The sequence below is a fragment of the Massilia timonae genome (assembly GCF_001866515.1).
In the GTDB taxonomy this organism is placed as follows: Bacteria; Pseudomonadota; Gammaproteobacteria; order Burkholderiales; family Burkholderiaceae_D; genus Telluria; species Telluria timonae.
Map to the genome: position 1 here is coordinate 2,520,057 of NZ_JRYB01000001.1, position 20,988 is coordinate 2,541,044.

Annotated in this window: 11 protein-coding genes; 8 read left to right on the forward strand and 3 right to left on the reverse strand. The window is 65.4% G+C overall.

Annotated elements, in window-relative coordinates; translation table 11 throughout:
* The first annotated feature begins 89 nt into the window (after positions 1 to 89).
* Positions 90 to 698, forward strand: coding sequence for a DUF4214 domain-containing protein (locus LO55_RS10910; protein WP_071361475.1), 609 nt, complete (start codon positions 90 to 92; stop codon positions 696 to 698).
* Positions 699 to 711: 13 nt separating this feature from the next.
* Here the strand turns inward: LO55_RS10910 and LO55_RS10915 are convergent, their stop codons facing one another.
* Positions 712 to 1,593, reverse strand: coding sequence for a sulfurtransferase (locus LO55_RS10915; protein WP_071361476.1), 882 nt, complete (start codon positions 1,591 to 1,593; stop codon positions 712 to 714).
* 229 nt (positions 1,594 to 1,822) lie between these two features.
* Here LO55_RS10915 and LO55_RS10920 point away from each other — a divergent pair, with 229 nt between their 5' ends.
* From LO55_RS10920 to LO55_RS10940, 5 genes are all read left to right on the forward strand, one after another.
* A complete protein-coding gene (locus LO55_RS10920; RefSeq protein WP_071361477.1) occupies positions 1,823 to 2,482 on the forward strand; it encodes a PEP-CTERM sorting domain-containing protein in 660 nt (219 codons plus the stop codon).
* Between the two features lie 189 nt (positions 2,483 to 2,671).
* A complete protein-coding gene (locus LO55_RS10925; RefSeq protein ID WP_071361478.1) occupies positions 2,672 to 3,061 on the forward strand; it encodes a hypothetical protein in 390 nt (129 codons plus the stop codon).
* Between the two features lie 273 nt (positions 3,062 to 3,334).
* Entirely contained in the window at positions 3,335 to 6,619 is a 3,285-nt protein-coding gene (locus LO55_RS10930; RefSeq protein ID WP_071361479.1) for a DUF4214 domain-containing protein, read from the forward strand.
* 98 nt (positions 6,620 to 6,717) lie between these two features.
* On the forward strand, positions 6,718 to 10,212 hold the full coding sequence (dnaE, locus tag LO55_RS10935) for a DNA polymerase III subunit alpha (RefSeq protein ID WP_071361480.1): 3,495 nt from the start codon (positions 6,718 to 6,720) through the stop codon (positions 10,210 to 10,212).
* Between the two features lie 359 nt (positions 10,213 to 10,571).
* Entirely contained in the window at positions 10,572 to 14,564 is a 3,993-nt protein-coding gene (locus tag LO55_RS10940; RefSeq protein ID WP_071361481.1) for a DUF4214 domain-containing protein, read from the forward strand.
* A 28-nt stretch (positions 14,565 to 14,592) separates the two neighbouring features.
* Here LO55_RS10940 and LO55_RS10945 read toward each other — a convergent pair whose 3' ends face one another.
* Complete coding sequence (locus LO55_RS10945) at positions 14,593 to 15,426, reverse strand: glycosyltransferase family 2 protein (protein WP_071361482.1); 834 nt, start codon at positions 15,424 to 15,426, stop codon at positions 14,593 to 14,595.
* Positions 15,427 to 15,509: 83 nt separating this feature from the next.
* Between LO55_RS10945 and LO55_RS10950 the strand changes: the two genes are divergently transcribed.
* Both LO55_RS10950 and msbA read left to right on the forward strand, forming a co-directional pair.
* On the forward strand, positions 15,510 to 16,766 hold the full coding sequence (locus tag LO55_RS10950) for an O-antigen ligase family protein (RefSeq protein WP_229410125.1): 1,257 nt from the start codon (positions 15,510 to 15,512) through the stop codon (positions 16,764 to 16,766).
* A complete protein-coding gene (msbA, locus tag LO55_RS10955) occupies positions 16,756 to 18,480 on the forward strand; it encodes a lipid A export permease/ATP-binding protein MsbA (RefSeq protein WP_071363761.1) in 1,725 nt (574 codons plus the stop codon). The genes LO55_RS10950 and msbA overlap by 11 nt, the downstream gene beginning before the upstream one ends.
* 27 nt (positions 18,481 to 18,507) lie before the next feature.
* Here msbA and LO55_RS10960 read toward each other — a convergent pair whose 3' ends face one another.
* Positions 18,508 to 20,769 (reverse strand): family 1 glycosylhydrolase, encoded by a 2,262-nt coding sequence (locus LO55_RS10960; protein WP_071361484.1) that lies wholly within the window; start codon positions 20,767 to 20,769, stop codon positions 18,508 to 18,510.
* Positions 20,770 to 20,988 lie beyond the last annotated feature (219 nt).

Genomic DNA, 20,988 nt, shown 5'->3' on the forward strand with positions numbered 1-20,988 from the left:
GTTAAAAGATTTCATCCCGCCATCAACCAGACGCCGCCGTTATGCGGATTGGATTAATATCAATTATCCATTCAATAACGGAGGTAGCAATGGCAGTTGATGCAATCGAAGTTCAAAAACTCTATGTGGCCTACTTCGGCCGTCCAGCCGATCCGAACGGCATGGATTACTGGACCGACGCGCTCGACGCGAATTCCATTGGCATGGCCGACGTCTCGGCCTCGTTCGCCGCATCGCAGGAATACCGCGACACCTACGCCGGGCTGGATAACCGCGCCATCGTCGCCGAGGTCTACCAGAACCTGTTCGGCCGCGCGGGCGAGGAAGCCGGCGTGAATTACTGGACCGACCTGATGGACCGCGGCGTCATCTCGATCGATGACGTGGTGAAGGATATTTCCGAAGCCGCCAATGGCAGCGACAGCGTCGCCTTCAACGGCAAGGTGGCCGCCGCGAGCCTGTTCACCGCGCGCGTGGACGAACCCGACGAGATCGCCGCCTACACGGGCGATGCCGCGAATGATATTTCGATGGAATTCCTGGCCACGATTACCGACCTGGGCAGCGCCGCCGACGCGCTGAAACCGGACGTGGTGGACGCCTGGATCGAGCGCATCGTCGATGCCCATGGCGCCAGCGCCGAAGGCATCGCGCTGGTCGGCGTGGCGCCGGCGGCGGAGCCGCTGCCGGGCGCCTGACGCATCGGGCGGGTCAGGCCGCCGCGTGGCCGGCGACTGGCGCGCCCGTCTTGGTCTCGCCCGCGCAATGCGGGCACGACACGCCCACGACATAGCTCGGCGACAGCTGCTGGCGCGGCGTGACCACGGCGCGGCACGCGAAGCACTGCGCGGTCTCGGTCGGTTCCAGCTTTGGATTGAGGGCGGTGCGGTAATCGAACACGAAGCAGTCGCCCGTGTAATGGTCGCCGCCGACTTCCTCGAAATACTTCAGGATGCCACCCTCGAGCTGATACACGCGGTCGTAGCCGATGTCCTTCATGTGGATCGCGGCCTTCTCGCAGCGGATGCCGCCGGTGCAGAAGGTGACCACGGTCTTGCCGTTCAGCTCATCCTTGTGCTCGGCCGCGACGGCCGGGAATTCGGTGAATTTATCGATGCGGTAGTCGAGCGTGTTGTCGAAGGTGCCCACGTCGACCTCGAAGGCGTTGCGGGTTTCCATCATGACGACTTCGACGCCGTCGTCGTCATGGCCCTGGTCGAGCCAGCGCTTGAGCGTCCTGGCGTCGACCGCCGGTGCGCGGCCCAGTTCCGGCTTGATCAGCGGCATGCGCATGGTGATGATTTCTTTCTTGATCTTCACCAGCATGCGCTTGTGGGATTGTTCGCCCGACAGGCTTTCTTTCCATTCCAGGTCGGCCAGGCGCTCGTCGCTGCGCACCCAGGCCAGGTACTGGTCGATGTGCTCGCGCGTGCCCGACAGGAACATATTGATGCCTTCCGGCGTCAGCAGCACGGTCCCCTTCAAGCCAAGCTCGTTGCACAGGGCCTGGTATTGCGGGCGCAATTCCTCCAGGTTGTCGAGCGTGATGAATTTATAGGCGGCAATATTGACGTACTGGTTTTCGGAAGACATGGTCGATGGGCCTTGCAAAGGCGGTTGAAAAGACAGGGCGATATTATAAGTCAGCAGGGTGGGCTTACCACATGGAGCAGGATTTTTCCGTGTCGAAATTTCTTACAGTAAATACAAAGCGATCTTGACTAGAAACAACTAAGTTGTTGATTTTTAAGTATAGTGACCGGTTGGCATCATAATTGCTTGGTTGAGCATGTTCTTGACCTTTAAATAACTAGGGATAACCATGCTTCGCAAACTCGCCTTCCTGACCGCCGCGCTCGCCGCAGGCACCGCTTCGGCTGCCCAGATCCTGCCATCGCAGTCGTTTACCACTGACTCGAACACCGCTTACACCTACACCCTGGCCGAGACCCAGACCGGCAGCTTCGTGCTGGATTTCACCTTCAGCTTCAGCGGCAAGGTGCAGAACAACGATTTCCTGGGCGTCTGGTTCGGCAATGCGAACAACATCAATGAAGGCTACAAGGGCCCGAACGTCGGCTTCAAGGCCAACTGCGACGAAAAAGGCAGCTGCACCGATGACCTGTTCGTGCGCACGGTCGGCACCGGCGGCTACTTCGTCCCGAACAGCAACCTGGTCGAAGGTGAGACCTACCGCCTGTTCGCCCACCTGTACAAGAGCGCTGCAAACGGCTTCTACGACCGCTTCGACCTGTGGCTGAACCCGACCGCGACCGAGATGACCACGCTGACCGGCGCCGACGCCTCGGCCACCGAAGCAAGCAAGCTCAAGTCCTTCGACACCGTCGGTATCCGTACCGCCAATATCAACGGTGGCCTGGTGTTGAACGTCAACCCGGCCGAGGTGCCGGAGCCGGGCAGCGTCGCGCTTCTGGGCCTGGCAATGGCCGGCCTGGCGTTCACCCGCCGCAAGCGCGCCTGATCGCGGCCAGCGCGACCGGTCGCGCAACGATTCGCCGATCATGAAAACGGCGTTCCCGCCAGCGGCGGGAACGCCGTTTTTCATTTCCCATCCTCGAGGCGCTGGCCGATCAGGCGCCGCGCTCGCTGGGAGAGATCGAAGAGGCGGTCGCCACGCGGCATCAACCTGATTCGCATCGTCGAAGCGGTCATGGTATTGGCCGGCAACGGCACGCTGCACCCGGCCCAGGACGACGCCGCGATCGCCCATGCCCGCCCGCGCACGGTGCTGCTCAATGCGCGCCTGTGCGCGCTGGCGCGCCACGCCGACGACGTCACTTGCCTGGCTTCGCCCGTCACCGGCGGCGCGGTGCAGGTGGCCCGGATCGACCAGCTGTTCCTGCTGGCGCGCTCGCTCGGCCATGAGGGGCGTTGCGGCCATGGCGGGCTTTGCCGGCCAGGTGCTGGCGCCCAGGGCCAGCGCATCGTCCAGGACGGCAAGGCGCTGGCGGATGCCGAGCAGGCGCAGGCGCTGGGGCGCGAGGCCCAGGTCTTCGACGCCGAGCGCCTCCCGCTGTTGCGCGCCTTCGGCCTCGCCTGAGGCAGCGACTGCGCTCGATGCGGCCTTGCCCGCCTGAAAGCCGGCTTGTCGTCACAACAAGATGGTCCTGGCGAAATACATAGCATGTCGATGTGTACGGGCTTGTCGAAAACACCAAGCTGCAACCGCTTATTATTGTACAAAATGTATTTCTTGTAGGAAAAAGACGACAGATTCATACTATTTTGGGATAGTTTCCTGTTCGCATTTATCCACGCCCTCATACTCATGCTGCATGGCAACTTTAGCCATGGTTCATCTTAGCGACGACACATGAGCACATCCAGCATCCACGATTCCACCGTCAATGCCTTCTATCTCGCCTTCTATGGCCGTCCCGCCGATCCGGCCGGTCTGAAGTTCTGGGCCCAGCAGCTCGCCAGCAACAACGGCGAACTCGGCGCCATCACCCAGGCTTTCGCCACCTCGGAAGAAGCCCAGGTGCGCTTCGGCGACGAGACGCTGGCCGGCCGCATCGGCGAGATCTACCAGGCGCTCTTCAACCGCGCCCCGGACGCTGCCGGACTGGCATACTGGATGGGCGTCGTCGAGCAGGGCCACGCCTCGCTGGCCGACGTGTCGGTGGCCATCATGCGCGGCGCGCGGGGCAGCGATGCGACCCTGACCGCATTGCGCCAGCAGGCGGTCGATGCCTTCACCGCCCAGGTCGAAGCGGGCGGCACCGAATACAGCGGCTACGCCGCGGTCGAAGCCGCGCGCATCCTGGTGCGCGCGGTCACCGCCGACGCGACGGCCGCCGACGTCGACGCGCTGGTGAAAGCCGCCGTCTCGTTCGCCGATACCGCCACCACGACCCCCGCGGTGGTCGAGGCGATCGCCGTCAACACCACCCTGCTGGCCCTGTTCGACACCACGCGCGGCAAGGGTGATCCGGTCGCGCTGGCCCAGGCCCTGTCCGACACCGCCAAGGCGGCTGCCGGCGACCCGGTCACGCTCGAATCGCTGCTGCGCGGCGGCGGCATGGACAAGGTGCTCAAGGTGATGCCGGCCAGGGCGACCCTGCAGGACGTGGTGGACGCGCTGGCCAAGGGCGGCCTGCCGGCGGCGGTGGAAGTCGTGTACCCGAGCGCGCCCGCGACGCCGCCGGTGAAGGCCATGGCGATCCAGTTCGCCGGCGTGGCCCAGGGGGAGGATGACCTGGCCCCTGCCGACAACGTCACCAATGTGAAGTACGCCGACGTCAAGTTCAAGTACTCCGGCAAGGACCTGGCCGCCGGCCAGCACTTCGAATACAGCACCGACGGCGCAACCTGGCACACCGTCGACGCCACCGGCGTGGACGCCCAGGCCAGGACGGTCACGATTGCCGGACTGAACCTGTCCGGTTCGCTGGACGAATACCGCGTCGCGCCGGCGCCGGCCGCCGACGTGACCACCACGGTCGCGCTGCGCGCGGTCGAGGGCAGCAAGGTCATCGCCAGGGCCGAGACGGACATCGTGTATGACGCCAGCGCCCCGCTCGGACAACTGAGCTTCCAGGGCATCGACGACGGCCCGGCGGACGTCAACACGACGACCGCCGGCAAGGCCGACATCGCGTTCGGCCTGGACGGCGCCTATGCGGATGCGATCGTCCAGTGGCGCATCGCGGGCGACGAACAGTGGGCCGTGCTGGACAAGCCGAGCATCAATGGCGTATTCACCCTGGCCGACATCGACCTGTCCGAGGACGATGTGACCATCGAGATGCGCCTGATCGACGCGGCGGGCAATGTCGGCGACACGATCACGCAATTCATCGACGGCCCGGCAGGCGTGGCGGTCACGCCGACCTTCACCGTGATGCCATCCGTCGATGGCTTGATGGCCGGCGCCAATGTGGCGGGAACGCTGCAACTGGTGGACGGCAAGCACGTGACCGACGTGAAAGCGGCCACGCAAACCCAGAATGGCATGACCGTGTTCACGATCGGCGCCCAGGACGCTGTCGCGAGCGGCACGCTCCACTTCAAGACGACCGGCGGCGCGCTGCTGGACGACCAGTTCGGCCTGGCCTACACGCTGGGCACCGACGACGGCGACACGATGTCCGGCCCGATCGTATGGGGCTTCGATGGCGACGACACGATCACCGGCACGAGCGGCCGCGACACCCTGGTGGGCGGCGCCGGCAACGACACCATTTCGGCGGGCGCGGGCGCAGACATGGTGTATGGCGGCGCGGGCGCCGACCTGATCGACCTGGGCGCCGACGAGGCTGCCGACCGCGTGTTCTATGAAGCCGGCATAGCTGCCGGCGCGGTGTTCGTCGACGGCGGCAGCACGCAGGCCATGGACAAGATCTCGTCCTTCGGCACGGGCGATACGATCACGGTGCAACGCTCATTGCTCGGCACGTCGACCGTGCAGTCGACCTACCTGAGCGCGGGCGACAGCACCGCGTGGGCGGTCGTGCGCGGTTCCGACGCGGACGGCCATTTCAAGGCCGGCACGGGCGCGAGCGACGACGACTACATGGTGCAGTGGGGCGACGGCGAGCACGTCAACAGCGTGATCGTCCGCGACTACGGCACGCTGGCGCCGATGGCCATGTTGACCGACAACGCCAACACGCTCGGCTTCATCCCGCGGCCGACCTCGACGTATGTCTCCAGCAACCTGCAGTTACAGGGCGTCACCAGCCACCTCGTCATGTGGACGTCGGAGGGCGGCATCGGCGACGTCACGGATCCCGCCGGCTTCGCCCTGTACGACGTCGCGACCGGCAGCGACATCGCGGCCACCGCCTACACCAGTCCGGTCACGGTGGCGGGAAGCGTGCTGTCCTTCAGCGGCCGCCTCGACATCGGCCTGTACAAGATGAGTTGGGACACCGGCGCCTTCACGACCGGGCCGAAGGTCCTGGCAGGGAAGGACGTCCTGATCGCCGGCGGCGTCGTCGGCCACTTCCACTATCGCGGGTTCGAGATGGCGAGCCAGGTCACCGTCCATGGCGATGCAACGTTCGCCAACGACGAGGTCAAGAACCAGGCTTTCGTTTCGGACGGCCTGCATGACGCGCGCATCCGCACCGGCGGCGGCAACGACGTGGTGTCGGACAATGGCGCCCGGCTGACCATCGTCTACGACGTCTTCGACGAGGCGGCGCACGACATCATCCTCGGCTTCGACAGCGAGGGCGAGGACGACGCGATTTCGTTCGAAGGCGCTGCCGCGCTCCTGCTGGACAAGGACGGCAGTGGCCTGATCGAGTGGGTGGAGGCGCCTGGCGCCGCCGTCCTGGCGGACAGCGAAGCGGTCGCCATCACCGCCACCAGCGACATGCATTTCGGTCCCGGCACGGCCCTGGGCACGTCGGCCAACGCGATCAGCCGCGTGGTCAACGTGGGCGCGATCGCGCAGGACGATCACCTCCTCATCCTGGTCCGGGACGACGTCGAGGATGCCGGCGTTCTGCTGCTGTACCGTAACCTGGACGGCTCGGGCACCATCGAGGGCAACGAGCTGACCACGATCGCGCTGTTCAATGACGGCATTCCGGACACGGACGACATCGTGGTGGTCGGCACCGCGCAACTGGGCATCCCGGGCGGCTGATCCGGCAAATCCGGCGGCATTGGCGGATTCGCCACGCCGCCGGCCGCGGGGGAGGGCCGGGCATCGCGACCGGCCCCGGGTCGCGGTAAAATACCCGGATGACTTCCCCGACTTTCACCCACCTGCGCGTCCACTCCGAATACTCCATCGTCGACGGCCTGGTCCGCATCGACGACCTGGTCAAGGCGGCCGTCAAGGACAACCAGCCGGCGCTGGCCGTGACCGACCTGGCCAACACCTTTTGCCTGGTGCGTTTCTACAAGGCCGCGCGCGGCAAGGGCATCAAGCCGATCGTCGGGGTCGACGCCTGGATCACCAACGACGACAACCGCGACAAGCCGCACCGCCTGCTGATCCTGGCCAAGAACCATACCGGCTACCTGCAGCTGTGCGACCTGCTGGCGCGCGCCTGGCTCACCAACCAGCACAAGGGCCGCGCCGAGATTCGCACCGAGTGGCTGGAGGCGCTGGCGACGTCCGTCTCGACCCTGCATCCCGACGAGCCCCAGGCCAACGCCCTGATCGTGCTGTCGGGCGCCCATTTCGGCGACATCGGCCAGGCGATCGAGAACGGCGATTTGCCGAAGGCCGAGGCGAACGCCCAGCGCTGGGCGCGCATCTTCCCGGGCCACTTCTATATCGAGATCCAGCGCGCCGGCCAGCCGAACCAGGAACAGCAGGTGCGCCACTCGGTGGCGCTGGCCGGCCGCCTGGGGCTGCCGGTGGTGGCCACGCACCCGGTGCAGTTCCTGGACAAGAGCGAGTTCATCGCCCATGAGGCGCGCGTCTGCATCGCCGAAGGCGAGATGCTGGCCAACGCCAAGCGCGTGCGCCGTTTCAACGAGAACATGTGCTTCAAGTCGCAGGACGAGATGCTTGAATTGTTCAAGGACTTGCCGGGCGCGCTGGCCAACTCGGTCGAAATCGCCAAGCGCTGCAACGTCACGCTCACCCTGGGCAAGCCGCAGCTGCCGAACTTCCCGACCCCGGGCATGACGATCGACGAATTCCTGGTCGCGGAAACGAAAAAAGGCCTCGAGGAGCGCCTGGTCCAGCTGTATCCCGACCCGGCCAAGCGCGAGCAGGAACGGCCGCGCTACGAGGCGCGCCTGGAGTTCGAGAACAACACCATCATCAAGATGAAGTTCCCGGGCTACTTCCTGATCGTGGCGGAGTTCATCCAGTGGGGCAAGAACAACGGCGTGCCGATCGGCCCGGGCCGCGGCTCGGGCGCGGGTTCGTTGGTCGCCTACGCCCTCAAGATCACCGACCTCGATCCGCTGAAGTACAACCTGCTGTTCGAGCGTTTCCTGAATCCCGAGCGCGTCTCGATGCCCGACTTCGACATCGACTTCTGCCAGGAAAAGCGCGAACTGGTGATCCAGCACGTGAAGGACCTGTACGGCCGCGACGCGGTGTCGCAGATCGCCACCTTCGGCACCATGGCGGCCAAGGGCGCGATCCGCGACGTCGGCCGCGTGCTCGACTTCGGCTACAACTTCTGCGACGGCATCTCCAAGCTGATCCCGTTCAAGCCGGGTAAACCAGTTTCGATCGCCGAGGCGATCGAAGAAGAGCCGCTGCTCAAGGAGCGTCTCGAGAACGAGGAAGAAGTGAAGCAGCTGCTCGACCTCGCGCAGCAGGTCGAGGGCATCACGCGCGGCATCGGCATGCACGCCGGGGGCGTCCTGATCGCGCCGGGCAAGCTCACCGACTTCTGTCCGCTGTACACCCAGGGCGGCGACGCCGGCGTGGTGTCGCAGTACGACAAGGACGACGTGGAGGCCGTGGGCCTGGTCAAGTTCGACTTCCTGGGCCTGACCACGCTCACGATCCTCGACCGCGCCGTCAACTACATCAAGGATCTCGACCCGGCCGAGGCGGATTTCGACCTGGCCGCGCTGCCGCTGGACGACCGCGCGTCGTACAAGCTGCTGTCCGAGGCCAAGACGGTCGCGATCTTCCAGCTGGAATCGCGCGGCATGCAGGGCATGCTGAAGGACGCGCGTCCCGACCGCTTCGAGGACATCATCGCGCTGGTGGCGCTGTACCGTCCGGGTCCGATGGACCTGATTCCCGACTTCTGCAAGCGCAAGCACGGCGAGAAGTTCGACTATCCCGACCCGCGCACCGAGTCGATCCTGTCCGAGACCTACGGCATCATGGTCTACCAGGAGCAGGTGATGCAGATGGCGCAGATCGTGGGCGGCTACTCGCTGGGCGGCGCCGACATGCTGCGCCGCGCGATGGGCAAGAAGAAGGCCGAAGAGATGGCCGAGCACCGCGAGATCTTCCGCGCCGGCGCGGCCAAGGACGGCCTGTCGACCGAGAAGGCCGACGAGATCTTCGACCTGATGGAAAAGTTCGCGGGCTACGGCTTCAACAAGTCGCACGCGGCCGCCTATGCGCTGCTGTCGTACCACACCGCCTACCTGAAGGTGCACCATACCGCCGCGTTCATGGCAGCCAACATGTCGCTGGCGATGGAAGACACCGAGAAGATCAAGATCCTGGTCGAGGACGCAAAAGAAGTCTGCAAGCTCGTGATCCTGCCGCCGGACGTCAACGAATCGCAGTTCCGCTTCACGCCGGAAGGCGAGCCGAGGTCGAAGACTGGCAAGCAGGTGACCAATATCCGCTACGGCCTGGGCGGCGTGAAAGGCGCGGGGCAGGGCGCGATCGAAGCCATCATCGCCGCGCGCAAGGAGGGCGGCAAGTTCAAGGACCTGTTCGATTTCTGCAAGCGGGTCGACCGCAAGCAGATCAACCGCCGCACCATCGAGTCCCTGATCCGCGCCGGGGCGATGGACGCCTTCGGCGTCGACCGCGCCGTGTTGCTGGCGTCGGTGGCGTTCGCGATGGAAGCGGCCGGCCAGGCGGCGGCGGCGGCCAACCAGGTCAGCCTGTTCGGCGGCGACGATTCCGACCTCGTGGCGCCGCCCGAGTACGTCAAGGCCACGCCCTGGACCGACCGCCAGAAGCTGTCCGAAGAAAAGATCGCGCTCGGCTACTACCTGTCGGGCCATATGTTCGACTCGTACGCGCAAGAGGTGCGGCGCTTCGCCAAGACCAAGCTGAAGGACCTGGAGCCGTCGCGCGACCCGCGCATGATGTGCGGCGTGATCACCGGTGTGCGCACCCAGATGACCCAGCGCGGCAAGATCCTGATCGTGGCGCTGGACGACAAGACCGCGGTGCACGAGGTGACGATCTACAGCGAGGTGGCCGAGGCCAACAAGCACGCCCTCAAGGAAGACGAGTTCCTGCTGGTGGTCGGCAAGGTGTCCGAGGACCGCTTCAACGGCGGCCTGCGCATCACGGCCGAGAAGGTGTTCGACATCGCGGCGTCGCGCATCCAGTACGGGCACAAGCTCGAGATGGACCTGAGCACGTCGATCGACCCGGCGAAGATCGCCGACGTGCTGCAGCCCTACCGGGTGCAGGACGGGATGCCGGTGAGCCTGCGGCTGGAGACGAACGGGATTCCTTATGTGGTCCAGCTGGGCGACGACTGGCGGGTGGCGCCGTCGGATACGCTCAAGCAGGCGCTCGAGCTGACGCTGGGGGCGAAGGACGTGGCGGTCGAGTATTGAATGTCAGCCACGCGGCGCGAACCTCGTCCATGGGCGAGGTTTTTTTTTGCGCTGTCACCGTTTAGTGTTGAAACTGCCGAGCGCCGCTTGCGCCGCCCATCGTGCGAACGCCGCCGCTTTCATCGCCCGCTCCGTTCCAGGCGCGATAAAGCAGAAAGCAAGGTGTCTTTGCCAAGTACTGCTTTTTACAACTATGCGGCTTTGCTATAAAGACGCGTAGATGCTCTAACAATATATGTCGGAATAATCCCACAATCCAGCATATTCGAACATCAATTTTGCTTATGTTGTTTCCTCATGGATATACTTTCAGCCGTCTCAAAACTAGTTGCATCTGTTGTCAATACTGAAAGATATTCATGAATAATTATGATTCGGTGGTCAGTTCGTTTTACCTGGCCTATTACGGCCGTCCGGCCGATCCGGCCGGCCTGGCATTCTGGAGCGCTCACCTCGAGCGCGCGAACGGCGACCTGACCGCGATCACCCGCGACTTCGCGCAATCCGAAGAAGCCCTCGTGCGCTTCGACACGAAAACGACTTCCGAGCGCGTCGCGGACATCTACCTGCAACTATTCAATCGCGCGCCGGATGGGGCTGGCCTGCAATTCTGGGCCGAGGCCGTCGACAGCGGCCGCACCACGCTGGCCGATGTGTCGATGGACATCCTGAAAGGGGCGCAGGGAAGCGACATCACCATCTCCGGCAAGCGCCAGGCCGCGGCCGAGGAGTTCACCAGGATCGCCGACGCACTCGATGCGAAGTTCAGCGGCTACGCCGCCGTCACGGCTTCGCAGGCGATGCTGATGGCGATTAACGAAGATACCACTCAGGCCACGATGCTCCAGGTGGTCCAGAGCCTGGTCCCGATGGTCAACGCCCTGGATGCCAATCCAGCGGTGCTCGACGCGCTCGCTCCCAAGGGCGATATCGGCGCGCTGTTCCTGTCCCCGCGCGGCCGCGCCGAGCCTGAAAACCTGTTCCTTGCCATGTCCGACCTGACGAAAGCGGCGGCCGGCAATCCCGCCACCCTGGACACGCTGCTGCGCGGCGGCGGCATGGGCAAAGTGCTCGAGGTGATGCCAAGCAAAGTCAGCCTGAACGACGTGGTCGGCGCACTGGCCCAGGGGGGCAAGAATGGCCTGGATGCTGCGGTGGAGCTGGTCTACCCAACCCCGCGCCCGGGTCCGATCACGGTCCCGGCGCCAACGATGAAGTTTGGCTTCGAGGCCGGCGCGCTCACGCTGCACGGCAAAGCCACCGATCCGGTCGTGGTCGATCTCGGCAAGAATATCGTCACGTTCAAGGGCCAGGACCAGCAGGTTGCGGGCACGATCGAAAAAATCGTCGCCAGCGACTACGCCGGCAAGGTCGCGGTGGCAGGCAATATCGCGCAGCTGAAACTCGTGGGCCCGCAGTCTCCGGGCGTGGATCTGCAGATTATCGACAGCAAGACCGTGATCTTCAACCTCGTGCAAGGCAACACGTCGGTCGCGCCTGAAATCGCAGACCTGATCGTCAAGTCGACGTCGATCAAGCTGCTCGAGACGGTCTCGGCAAGGGAATTCGAGGCGCTGAAGGCGTTGGAAGGCTTCGACATCGCCAAGCTGCAGTCAAGCATCGATCTGACCCCTCCGGTCGCCGGCAAGATCGTGTTCGAAGGTCTGGACTTCGCCGATCCGCAAAACCCGGTGGCCTACACGAACAAGGACAGCATCTCGTTCAAGGCGCTCGACATGGAAGCCGGCGCCCAGGTCCGCTTGCAGCAATTCGACGAGCAACTGTCGGACTGGAGCGACCTGCCGACGTTTGAAGTGAATGGCCTGGCCGAGGGCGAGCACAGGTTCCGCAGCGTGGTCGAGGATGCCGCAGGCAACGTCAGCTATGCCGAAGCCATGGTCAGCATCGACAAGACGCCGCCCAAGGTCACCAAGCTGCAATTCGCCGCAAACGACGGCACCATTGCCGCCGGCGAGAGCATCGAGCTGACGGTGACGTTCGATGGCCCGATCAACGTCAGCGAAGACACCCGCATCCAATTCTCCAATGACGGCAGCGCGGCATACCAGCGCGGCAACGGCACCAGCGAGCTGGTGTTCAGCTACACGCCGCAGGCGGGCCACGGCACGCCGGTGCTGAAGCTCGACCCGTTCAATCCGTTCACCGGCACGATCGTCGACCGCGCCGGCAATGCGCTGTCGCTGGGCGCGTTGGCCGATATCGAACTTGGAGCGGCGCCGCAAGTGGACGTCTCCGCGCCGGCCCAGTCGATCGCCTTCACGACCATCAGCCAGCGCCAGGGCGCCAGCGCGAGCGTCGAAGGCGGCAACGATCCTTTGACGACCAACCTGGAAACGGCCACGATTTCCGCGACCCTGTCGGGCGTGCTCGGCAATGGCGAGTACGTCGAGTATTCGCTCGACGGCGGCCAGAACTGGTCGGAAGACGGCGTGCTGGTCGAGGGGCGCAGCGTCTACATCAATGGCGTGGCCACTGCCGGCAATCCGGTCATGACGGTGCGCGTGGCCGACGCGGCCGGCAACGCCGGCAATGAGACCAGCCATGCCATCGTGCTCGACCAGATTGCCCCCGAGGCCGGCAGCCTGGCCTTCGCGTCCGTCACCGACAGCCCGCTCGAAGACGATACCGACACCGTCACGAACGAGAACGTGGTGACGGTGGAATTCACGCATGCAGGTCCATGGTACGGCGCCGGCGAACGGCTGCAGTACAGCACCGATGGCATGTTCTGGCATGAAAATGGCTTGACGGTGGATACCGATGCCAACCTGGTCAGCATCGCCGGCGTAGACCTGAGCCACGGCAAGCTGGTTCCCGATAGGAGCGGCAATCTCATGACCACGGTCACGGTGCGTGCGATCGACGCCGCCGGCAATACCAGTCAGGTGGGCGGTGCCGAGCTGGTGCTCAATGTCCCGCTGCCGGCGCCGGGCCTGCGCCTGTCGAGCGATACGGGCGTGAGCGCGGTCGATAACATCACCTCCAAGGGGTTCGTCGTCATCAGTGGGCTGAACAAGGCTCAGGGCAGCAACTGGCAGTGGGCAGTGGACGGCGGCCCGTGGCAGAATGGCTGGGGCAGCGACCAGAACGGCGTCGCCACCCATACCATCGGTGGCGAAGGCAAGCATACCCTGCTGGTGCGCCAGTTCGACAAGGACGGCGATTACAGCGCTGAAGGCAAGCTCGAGTTCACACTGGATACCAAGGCCGCGGTGCTGAGCTTCCAGTCGGTCAGCGGCGCGACAGTCGCCGAGCCGAACGTCGTCGACAGCGACCGGGCGGACGTGACCTTCGGCTACACGGGCGACGTGGGCGCGGACGATCGCATCGCATACCGGATCGATGGTGGCGAGTGGATCAGCGATGACAGGATCATGCTGGACACCGCCCACGGCACGATCACGCTCGTGAACATGGACCTGAGTAAGTCGGACCCGCTGATCGAGCTCCAGGTCACCGACGTCGCAGGCAATGCCAGCAATGTGGCGCAAGTCACTGTCGATGGCGCGTATGGCGTGGTGGCGCCGAGCGTGACCACCATGCCGACCGCCGATGGCCTGGTCGTTACCAGCACCGTGGCCGGTTCGCTGTTCACCATGTTCGACGCTACCGCCGGTTACGGCGCCTATCATACGGGGGGCAGCGACGCGATCGCGGCCAACGTGCCCGTCACGATCGGCGCCCAGCCCTGGGTCGAGCCAGGCCCCCTGGCCGTGGGTACGGGCGGCGCGAACTTCGTCTACGATGCGAGCGGCCGCTTCTACCTGTTTGGCACGCCAGGCGAGGACACGCTCGAATACCTCGGCACGTCGAACGCAGGTGTCTGGGGTTTCGATGGCAATGACACGATCCGGACCGGTGACGGCGACGACATCATCTATGCCGGCAATGGCGCCAACACCATCACCGGCGGCAAGGGCGCGGACCGTATCGACCTGGCTCTGGGGGCGAATACCTTGAAGTTCGCCGCCGGCGATTCCTCGATCGCCAACGGCATCGACGTCGTGGACTTCGGCAGCGGGAACTTCGATACCCAGAAGTTCCAGTTCCACGTGATGGCCAATGCGCAATCCACCCGCGGTGGGCAGGCCGACCCGGTCGACGGCTCGGATGCCGCCCTGCTCGCGGCGCTTGCCAGCGGCTATGCCGAGGTGAACGGCAACGCGCAGTCGATCATCACGATCGTCACCTTCGTCAACCAGGACCGCTACCTGGTGCTCGATACCGGCGATGGCGTCATTGATGCCAATGACTACGTCATCCAGCTGGTCGGCGCCGTGCCGGGCATGGGTGTGATGATGGGCGAGGCCTGGTTCAGCGCGGCGCCGTAAACGCTTCGCGGGCGGCGCACGTGGGCAGCTACGTCGCCTCGTGCGCATGCTCGCGCAACCCGATGGTGGCCTGGGTGGTCCCGTTCGCGGCCCGCTCCAGCACCACCTTGCGGTTGCTCGATTCCTGGTCGCGCTGCGCCTCGCGGTGCCACAGGTGCAGCACCTCGGTCGCCAGCGCCCCGTCCTTGCGCAGCACGCCGGCGTGGAACAGGCGCACCACCAGGTCCGAATCCTCGTGGCCCCAGCCGGTGAAGCTCTCGTCGAAGCCGTTCACCTTCACCAGGTCCGATTTCCACACCGCCAGGTTGCAGCTCTTGATGCGGCGCCAGCTGAACTTGCGCCGCACGCGGCCGAGGTCGGGCCAGCGCAGCATGGTCTGGATCACCTTGTTCATGTCGCCGGCGAGGCGGTGACGCAGGCGTTCGCCCACGCTCATGCCGGCGACGTCGATGTGCTCGCGCAGCGCACGTTCGGTCAGTCCCTGGCTCAGGAGGATGCGGCTGCCCGACACCAGGAAGCCGGGCTGGGCCAGCGCGCGGTGGCGGCGGATGAAGTCGCGTTGCGGGACGCAATCGCCGTCCAGGAAGATGATATAGTCGCCTGTTGCCGCCAGGGTGCCGCGGTTGCGCGCCATGGCGGCGCGAAAGCCTTCGTCCGGCTGCCACACGTGCCTGACGGGCACCGGCGCTACGGCCGCCAGGCGCTCGATGCAGTCCCGCGTGTTGGCAGTCGAGCCGTCATCGGCGATAATGATTTCGAAATTCTTGTCGTCCTGTAAAAAACAGGCTTCCACCACCGCCTCCAGGGCGTCGGGCCGGTTGTACGTGGTGATCACGACCGAAATTGTCTGTGTTTGCTGCATTGCTGTCCGATTTTAGGCCTAGGCCGCAAGAATATCCCACAAGAACCTGAATGAACAATAAGCCGATGATGTCCCGGGAGCCAATGCAGGTTTGGATCGGCTTCCAGGTGTTCCTGTTTCCCTTCCTTAGCCTGACCACGCCTTCCGGCATCGGATTTTCCAGCCTCCTGTTCCTGCTGACGGCCCTGTGCGTGCCGCGCAAGGCCTGGGCGGCGTTGACGCCGCACTGGAAAGAGATCCGCTGGGTGGTCGCCGCCTTCTGGTTTCAGTTCGCGCTGGCCATCGTGGCCGTGTTGGTCCGGCCCGAAGCCGGCCTCGATTTCCTCGACAAGCCTTCGCGCATGCTGCTCGGCCTGAGCTGCATGGCCCTGGTCCTGCTGGCGCGGCCGTCGCCCGCCACCCTGTGGTGGGGCGTGGTGGCCGGCAGCGTGGCCGCGTTGCCCTTCGTCGCCTGGCAGCGCATCGTGCTGCAGGTCGAGCGCCCCGGCGGCTTCCTGAACGCGATCACCTTCGGCGACCTGGCGCTGGTGCTGGGCCTGGTGGCGCTGACGGCGGCGATCGACTATCGCCACCATACCCGCAAGGCGATGCTGGCCGGGATCGGGGCGCTGGCCGGGCTGGCCGCCTGCATGCTGACCGGCACCCGCGGCGCCTGGGTCGCGCTGGCGCTGGCCGCGCTGCTGTTCCTGAGCTATGCCCAGCTGCTGAAGAGCCGCAAGGTGCGCCTGCTGCTGGCCGGCAGCTTCGCCCTGGTCGGCGCCGCCTTCTTCGTGCCGGCCACCGGCATGCAGGAACGCGCGCTGCAGGGCGTGGACGACGTCCAGACCTGGGTCGACGGCGGCAACGTCTTCACCAACGTCGGCACCCGGCTCGAATTGTGGAAGGGCGCGGCGATCCTGATCGAGGAGCGGCCGCTGTTCGGCCTGGACCGCAACACGGTGCGCGCCGAGATCCGCCGCCTGGTGGAAGAGGGCACGCTCGATCCGGCGATCCTGTCGCTCGAACACCTGCATAATGACGCCCTGCAGGCGCTCGCCACCGGCGGCGTGTTCGGGCTGGCGGCCTGGATCGGCATCCTGGCGGCGCCTTTCGTTTTCTTCGCGCGCCAGCTGGGCCGCAGCAGCGCGGACCGCGCGCTGGGCGCCAGCCTGCCGCAATTCGCGCCGGCGCTGGCCGGCATGCTGGTGGTGCTGTGCTACTTCAGCTTCGGCCTGACCGAAGTCATTTTCTGGTCCCTCAAGGGCAGCATGTTCTATGCGCTGATGGTGTTCCTGCTCATGGGATTCTGCCTGGCCGCCCAGCCGGCGAGGGAAGCAAAGGTTGAACAACGTGGAAACTAACCTCATCGTCCGGCGCCTGCTTGGGCTGGTCAAACCGTATCAATCGCGCGCCTGGATGGCGCTGCTGTCGATGGCCATCACGGCCGCCACCCAGCCGCTGCTGGGCGAGGCGCTCAAGGTCCTGCTCGACGACGGCTTCAAGGAGAACATCGACTTCAGCCTGTGGTGGATCCCGGCGATCCTGGTGTCGATCTTCATCCTGCGCGGCATTGGCACCTTCGGCACCGCCTACTTCAACAACTGGGTGCTGTCGCGAGTTCTTAACGACATGCGCGCACTTGCTTTTGAACGTGTTTTGCGCCTGCCGGTGGCGCGCTACCAGGACGAATCGACGGGCAAGATCATCAACACCGTGGTCAACGACGTGCGCCAGGTGGTGGACATGATCCAGTCGGTGTTCGTGGCCTGCGTGCGCGACGTGCTGGTGGTGATCGGCCTGCTCGGCACCCTGCTGTACCTGAACTGGAAGCTGACCCTGGTCGCCATCATCGTGATCCCGCTGACCGCCGTCATCGTGCGCACCACCACCAAGCGCCTGCGCAACCTGAACCGCGAGAGCCAGCGCGTCACCGCCGAGATGACCGGCGTGGTCGAGGAAGCCGCGCGCGGCCACCAGGTGATCCGCGTGTTCTCGGGCGAGAAGTACGAGCGCCAGCGCTTTCACAAGCGCAGCGAAGCCCTGCGCGGCTTTTCGCAGCGCATGACGGTGGCCTTCGCCGCCACCACCCCGGTGACCCAGATCGCGACCTCGCTGGCGCTGTCGCTGGTGATCGTGCTGGCGATCCAGGCCGACATGACGGTGGGCGAATTCACCCAGTTCGTGACCATGATGCTGATGCTGCTCACGCCCCTGAAATCGCTGGCCGAGGTGAACGGCCCGATGCAGCGCGGGATGGCGGCGGCCGAGACCGTGTTCGGGATCATCGATTCGGAACCCGAGGTCGACACCGGCAGCCGCGAACTGGGTCGCGCCAAAGGCCACCTGGTGCTGGAAAACGTGGTGTTCCGCTATCCGAACGCGCTGAACCCGGCTATGAATGGCGTCTCGCTGGAGGTCAAGCCGGGGCAGACGGTGGCGCTGGTGGGCGTGTCGGGCGGCGGCAAGTCCACTTTCGTGAACCTGGTCACGCGCTTCTACGATCCGGAAGCCGGCCGCCTGCTGCTCGACGGCGTGCCGTACACCGACATCAGGCTGGCCTCGCTGCGCGGCCAGCTGGCGATGGTGAGCCAGAACGTGGTGCTGTTCGACGATACGCTGGCGGCGAACATCGCCTACGGCGCCGAACAGGTCGACTACGAGCGCCTGGCGGCGGCGGTGCGCGCCGCGCACCTGACCGACGTGGTGGCGCGCCTGCCCGACGGCATCGACACCCGCATCGGCGAGAACGGCTCGCGCCTGTCAGGCGGCCAGCGCCAGCGGGTGGCGATCGCGCGCGCGATCTACAAGGATGCGCCGCTGTTGATCCTCGACGAGGCCACGTCGGCGCTGGACAACGAGAGCGAACGCGCGGTGCAGGCGGCGCTCGACACCCTGATGGCCGGCCGCACCACGATCGTGATCGCGCACCGCCTGTCGACGATCGAACGCGCCGACCGCATCGTGGTGATGGAGGCCGGGCGCATCGTGGAGCAGGGGACGCATGACGAACTGCTGGCGATGAAGGGCATGTATGCCAATCTGTATCACCTGCAGTTCACGGCCGAGGCCAAATAACCACCGCCGCCCCACGTGCCGGCGCGCTCAGCGCGCGTAATGCGCCGCTTCCCCCGCCTGCTCGTGGCCAAGGCTGACGCCATTGGCCCTTTCCTGCACCGCTTCCACATACCGCTTGAGCGCATCGTCCAGCGACGGCAACAGCAGGCCGCGCTCGCTGCTCAGGGCGCTGTAGCCCGGCCGGCGCGCGGCGTAGCCGCACTCCTCGATCGAGACTTCCTGAAGCCGCTCGCTCGAGACGCCGGCCGCCGCGCAGGCGCGCCGGGCCAGCTCGAACCAACTGACCGCCTCGCCGTTGGTCAGGTGCCAGATCCCGCGCTCGCGGTCGATCAGCAGGTCGAGCGACACGTTGACCAGGTCGGGCACGTAGGTCGGCGACACCGTCACGTCGCGCGCCGCCTGGAACGGCAGGCCGACGTCGAGCGCGTTCAGGGCCTGGGTCACGAAGTTGTGCTGGTCCCAGGGGCCGAAGAAGGAACTGGTGCGGATCACCAGCGCCTGCGGATCGGCGTCCAGCACGCGCTGCTCGGCCTCCAGCTTGCTGCGGCCGTACACGCCGAGCGGGTTGGCCAGGTCGGACTCGACATACGGCTGTTCCCTGGCGCCGTCGAACACCAGGTCGCTCGAGAAGGTCATGAAGCGCAGCGCATGGCGGATGCAGGCCAGCGCCAGCACGGTCGGGCCCAGCGTGTTCTCGCGCATGCAGCGGTCGAAGTCGGCTTCGGCCTCGTCGACCCGCACGTAGCCGCCGGCATTGACGATCGCCCACGGCTTGAAGCGCACGATCGCCGCTTCCACCGAGGCCGGGTCGGTGATGTCCATCTCCTGGCGCGTCAGCACGTGGCAGGCCAGGTTGCGCTTTTCGCAAATGCGCTTGAAGGCTGATCCCAAGGTGCCGCTGGCGCCCGAGATCAGGATCGGCTGCACCAGGCTCGACTTGAACTGGCTGCGCACGGCGATGTCGGCCACCGCGGTGCGGGTCGCGACGGGTTTGCACAGGAAGCGGCCCGGCCGGCGCCACCAGCCTTCGCCCTGCAGCACCGGATTCGATAGCGGCCGCTTGCTGGCCAGCTCGCGCATCAGGGTGGCGACCGCGGTCGGCCGCGGCGCCGGGCCGCGCACGTCGAACGGGCCCGGTTCGTAGTAGCCGCGGCATTCGGTCACCAGGCAGTTCCAGTCGAAGGAGCCGAGCAGGGCCCACACCGTGACCGCGCGCACGTCGGCGCCTTGCTGGCGCGCCTTGAGCGCGGCATTCCAGATCTCGAGCAGCCAGCGCATCTGGTCTTCGCGGTTGGCGTCGATATGGGCTTCGGTGATCGCGATCGGCAGCCCATAGCGTTCCCAGGTCTCCATCAGCAGCGGGGCAATGCCCGGCGTCGGCGTGGCCAGCGCGCGCGGCGCCTCGATGTCGGCGTGCGGCACGCCGCGGTAGACGTGGCGGTGCGAGGCCGGATAGCGCTCGGGACGATGGTCGAGCCAGCGCTCGCTGGTGATGTAGTAGTTCACGCCGACCACGTCGGGCGGGCAGGGGTTCTCGCGGAACCAGCGCAGCTCTTCCTCGCCCGCGCCGGAGTCGAGCAGGTAGCTCCACAGCTTGTGGTTCTCGTCGATCATCCCGCACAGCAGGTCCCAGGCCAGCCAGCGGCGCTCGTTGAAGAAGCTCGTGATCTCTTCCATCTCGGGGGTGCCGTAGGTCTTCGACAGGTCGTCGGTCTGGACCAGTTTGGCCTGCGGATTGACGGCGCGGATCGCGCGCATCGACAGCACGGTGGCGCGGCATTGCACCAGCAGGGCGCGGATGAAGGTGGCTTCGTCGCCGCCGTGCGGATACCAGACCCCGGCCAGGCCCGAGAAGCGCGCCGTGGTGCAGATCTCGTTGACCGGCGTGTAGTACTCGACCCAGGGATAGCGCGCCGCCACCGCGCCGGCGTATTCGGCCAGCAGGTCGGGGAAGGCGGGATCGATCAGGCTGGTGTGGCGCGGGCCGCTGCCGTGGTGGACCAGGCCCACGATCGGCGTGACGCCCAGCTGGCGCAGCGCCGGCAGGCGTTCGTCCGGCCACGACCAGTCGGCCTTGTCGACGCCGTCGGGAGCGGTGCGTTCCCACAGCACCGGATAGCGGATCGCCTGGATGCCGAGGGAAGCGAAGCGTTCGATGTCCTGCAGGCGCCCGGCGTGGCCGTTGCGGTCCATCTGGCTGAAGTAATTGTCGCGTACGCGGTTGACCGTGCATTCGAGACCGCCCCAGAGGGCGAGGTCCGGCGTGGAAGAGTCGGTGTGAATATTCATGAAGTCCGTACCTGCGTAATGAACACAGATCCCAGCCTAACGGCCCGGTGCAACGGGCTATGTGAAGTAGCCAACACAATTCGGACTTTTCGGACAAATCCTACTTTCTGTAGGCATTTCTTTATTTACCCTTTATAACTCAAAGACTTACAGCTATTTACCCGAAGCTTGTGACATCCGGGCACCGCCGTCGGGTCCGGCATGAACCGCTACTGCACC

What these genes read in the sequence shown, in the direction of transcription:
- LO55_RS10950 (WP_229410125.1), top strand. Translation starts at nt 15,510, where the DNA reads ATGCAGGTTTGGATCGGCTTCCAGGTGTTCCTGTTTCCCTTCCTTAGC.
- dnaE (WP_071361480.1), top strand. Translation starts at nt 6,718, where the DNA reads ATGACTTCCCCGACTTTCACCCACCTGCGCGTCCACTCCGAATACTCC.
- LO55_RS10910 (WP_071361475.1), top strand. Translation starts at nt 90, where the DNA reads ATGGCAGTTGATGCAATCGAAGTTCAAAAACTCTATGTGGCCTACTTC.
- LO55_RS10925 (WP_071361478.1), top strand. Translation starts at nt 2,672, where the DNA reads ATGGTATTGGCCGGCAACGGCACGCTGCACCCGGCCCAGGACGACGCC.
- LO55_RS10915 (WP_071361476.1), bottom strand. Translation starts at nt 1,593, where the DNA reads ATGTCTTCCGAAAACCAGTACGTCAATATTGCCGCCTATAAATTCATC.
- LO55_RS10920 (WP_071361477.1), top strand. Translation starts at nt 1,823, where the DNA reads ATGCTTCGCAAACTCGCCTTCCTGACCGCCGCGCTCGCCGCAGGCACC.
- LO55_RS10930 (WP_071361479.1), top strand. Translation starts at nt 3,335, where the DNA reads ATGAGCACATCCAGCATCCACGATTCCACCGTCAATGCCTTCTATCTC.
- LO55_RS10945 (WP_071361482.1), bottom strand. Translation starts at nt 15,426, where the DNA reads ATGCAGCAAACACAGACAATTTCGGTCGTGATCACCACGTACAACCGG.
- LO55_RS10940 (WP_071361481.1), top strand. Translation starts at nt 10,572, where the DNA reads ATGAATAATTATGATTCGGTGGTCAGTTCGTTTTACCTGGCCTATTAC.
- LO55_RS10960 (WP_071361484.1), bottom strand. Translation starts at nt 20,769, where the DNA reads ATGAATATTCACACCGACTCTTCCACGCCGGACCTCGCCCTCTGGGGC.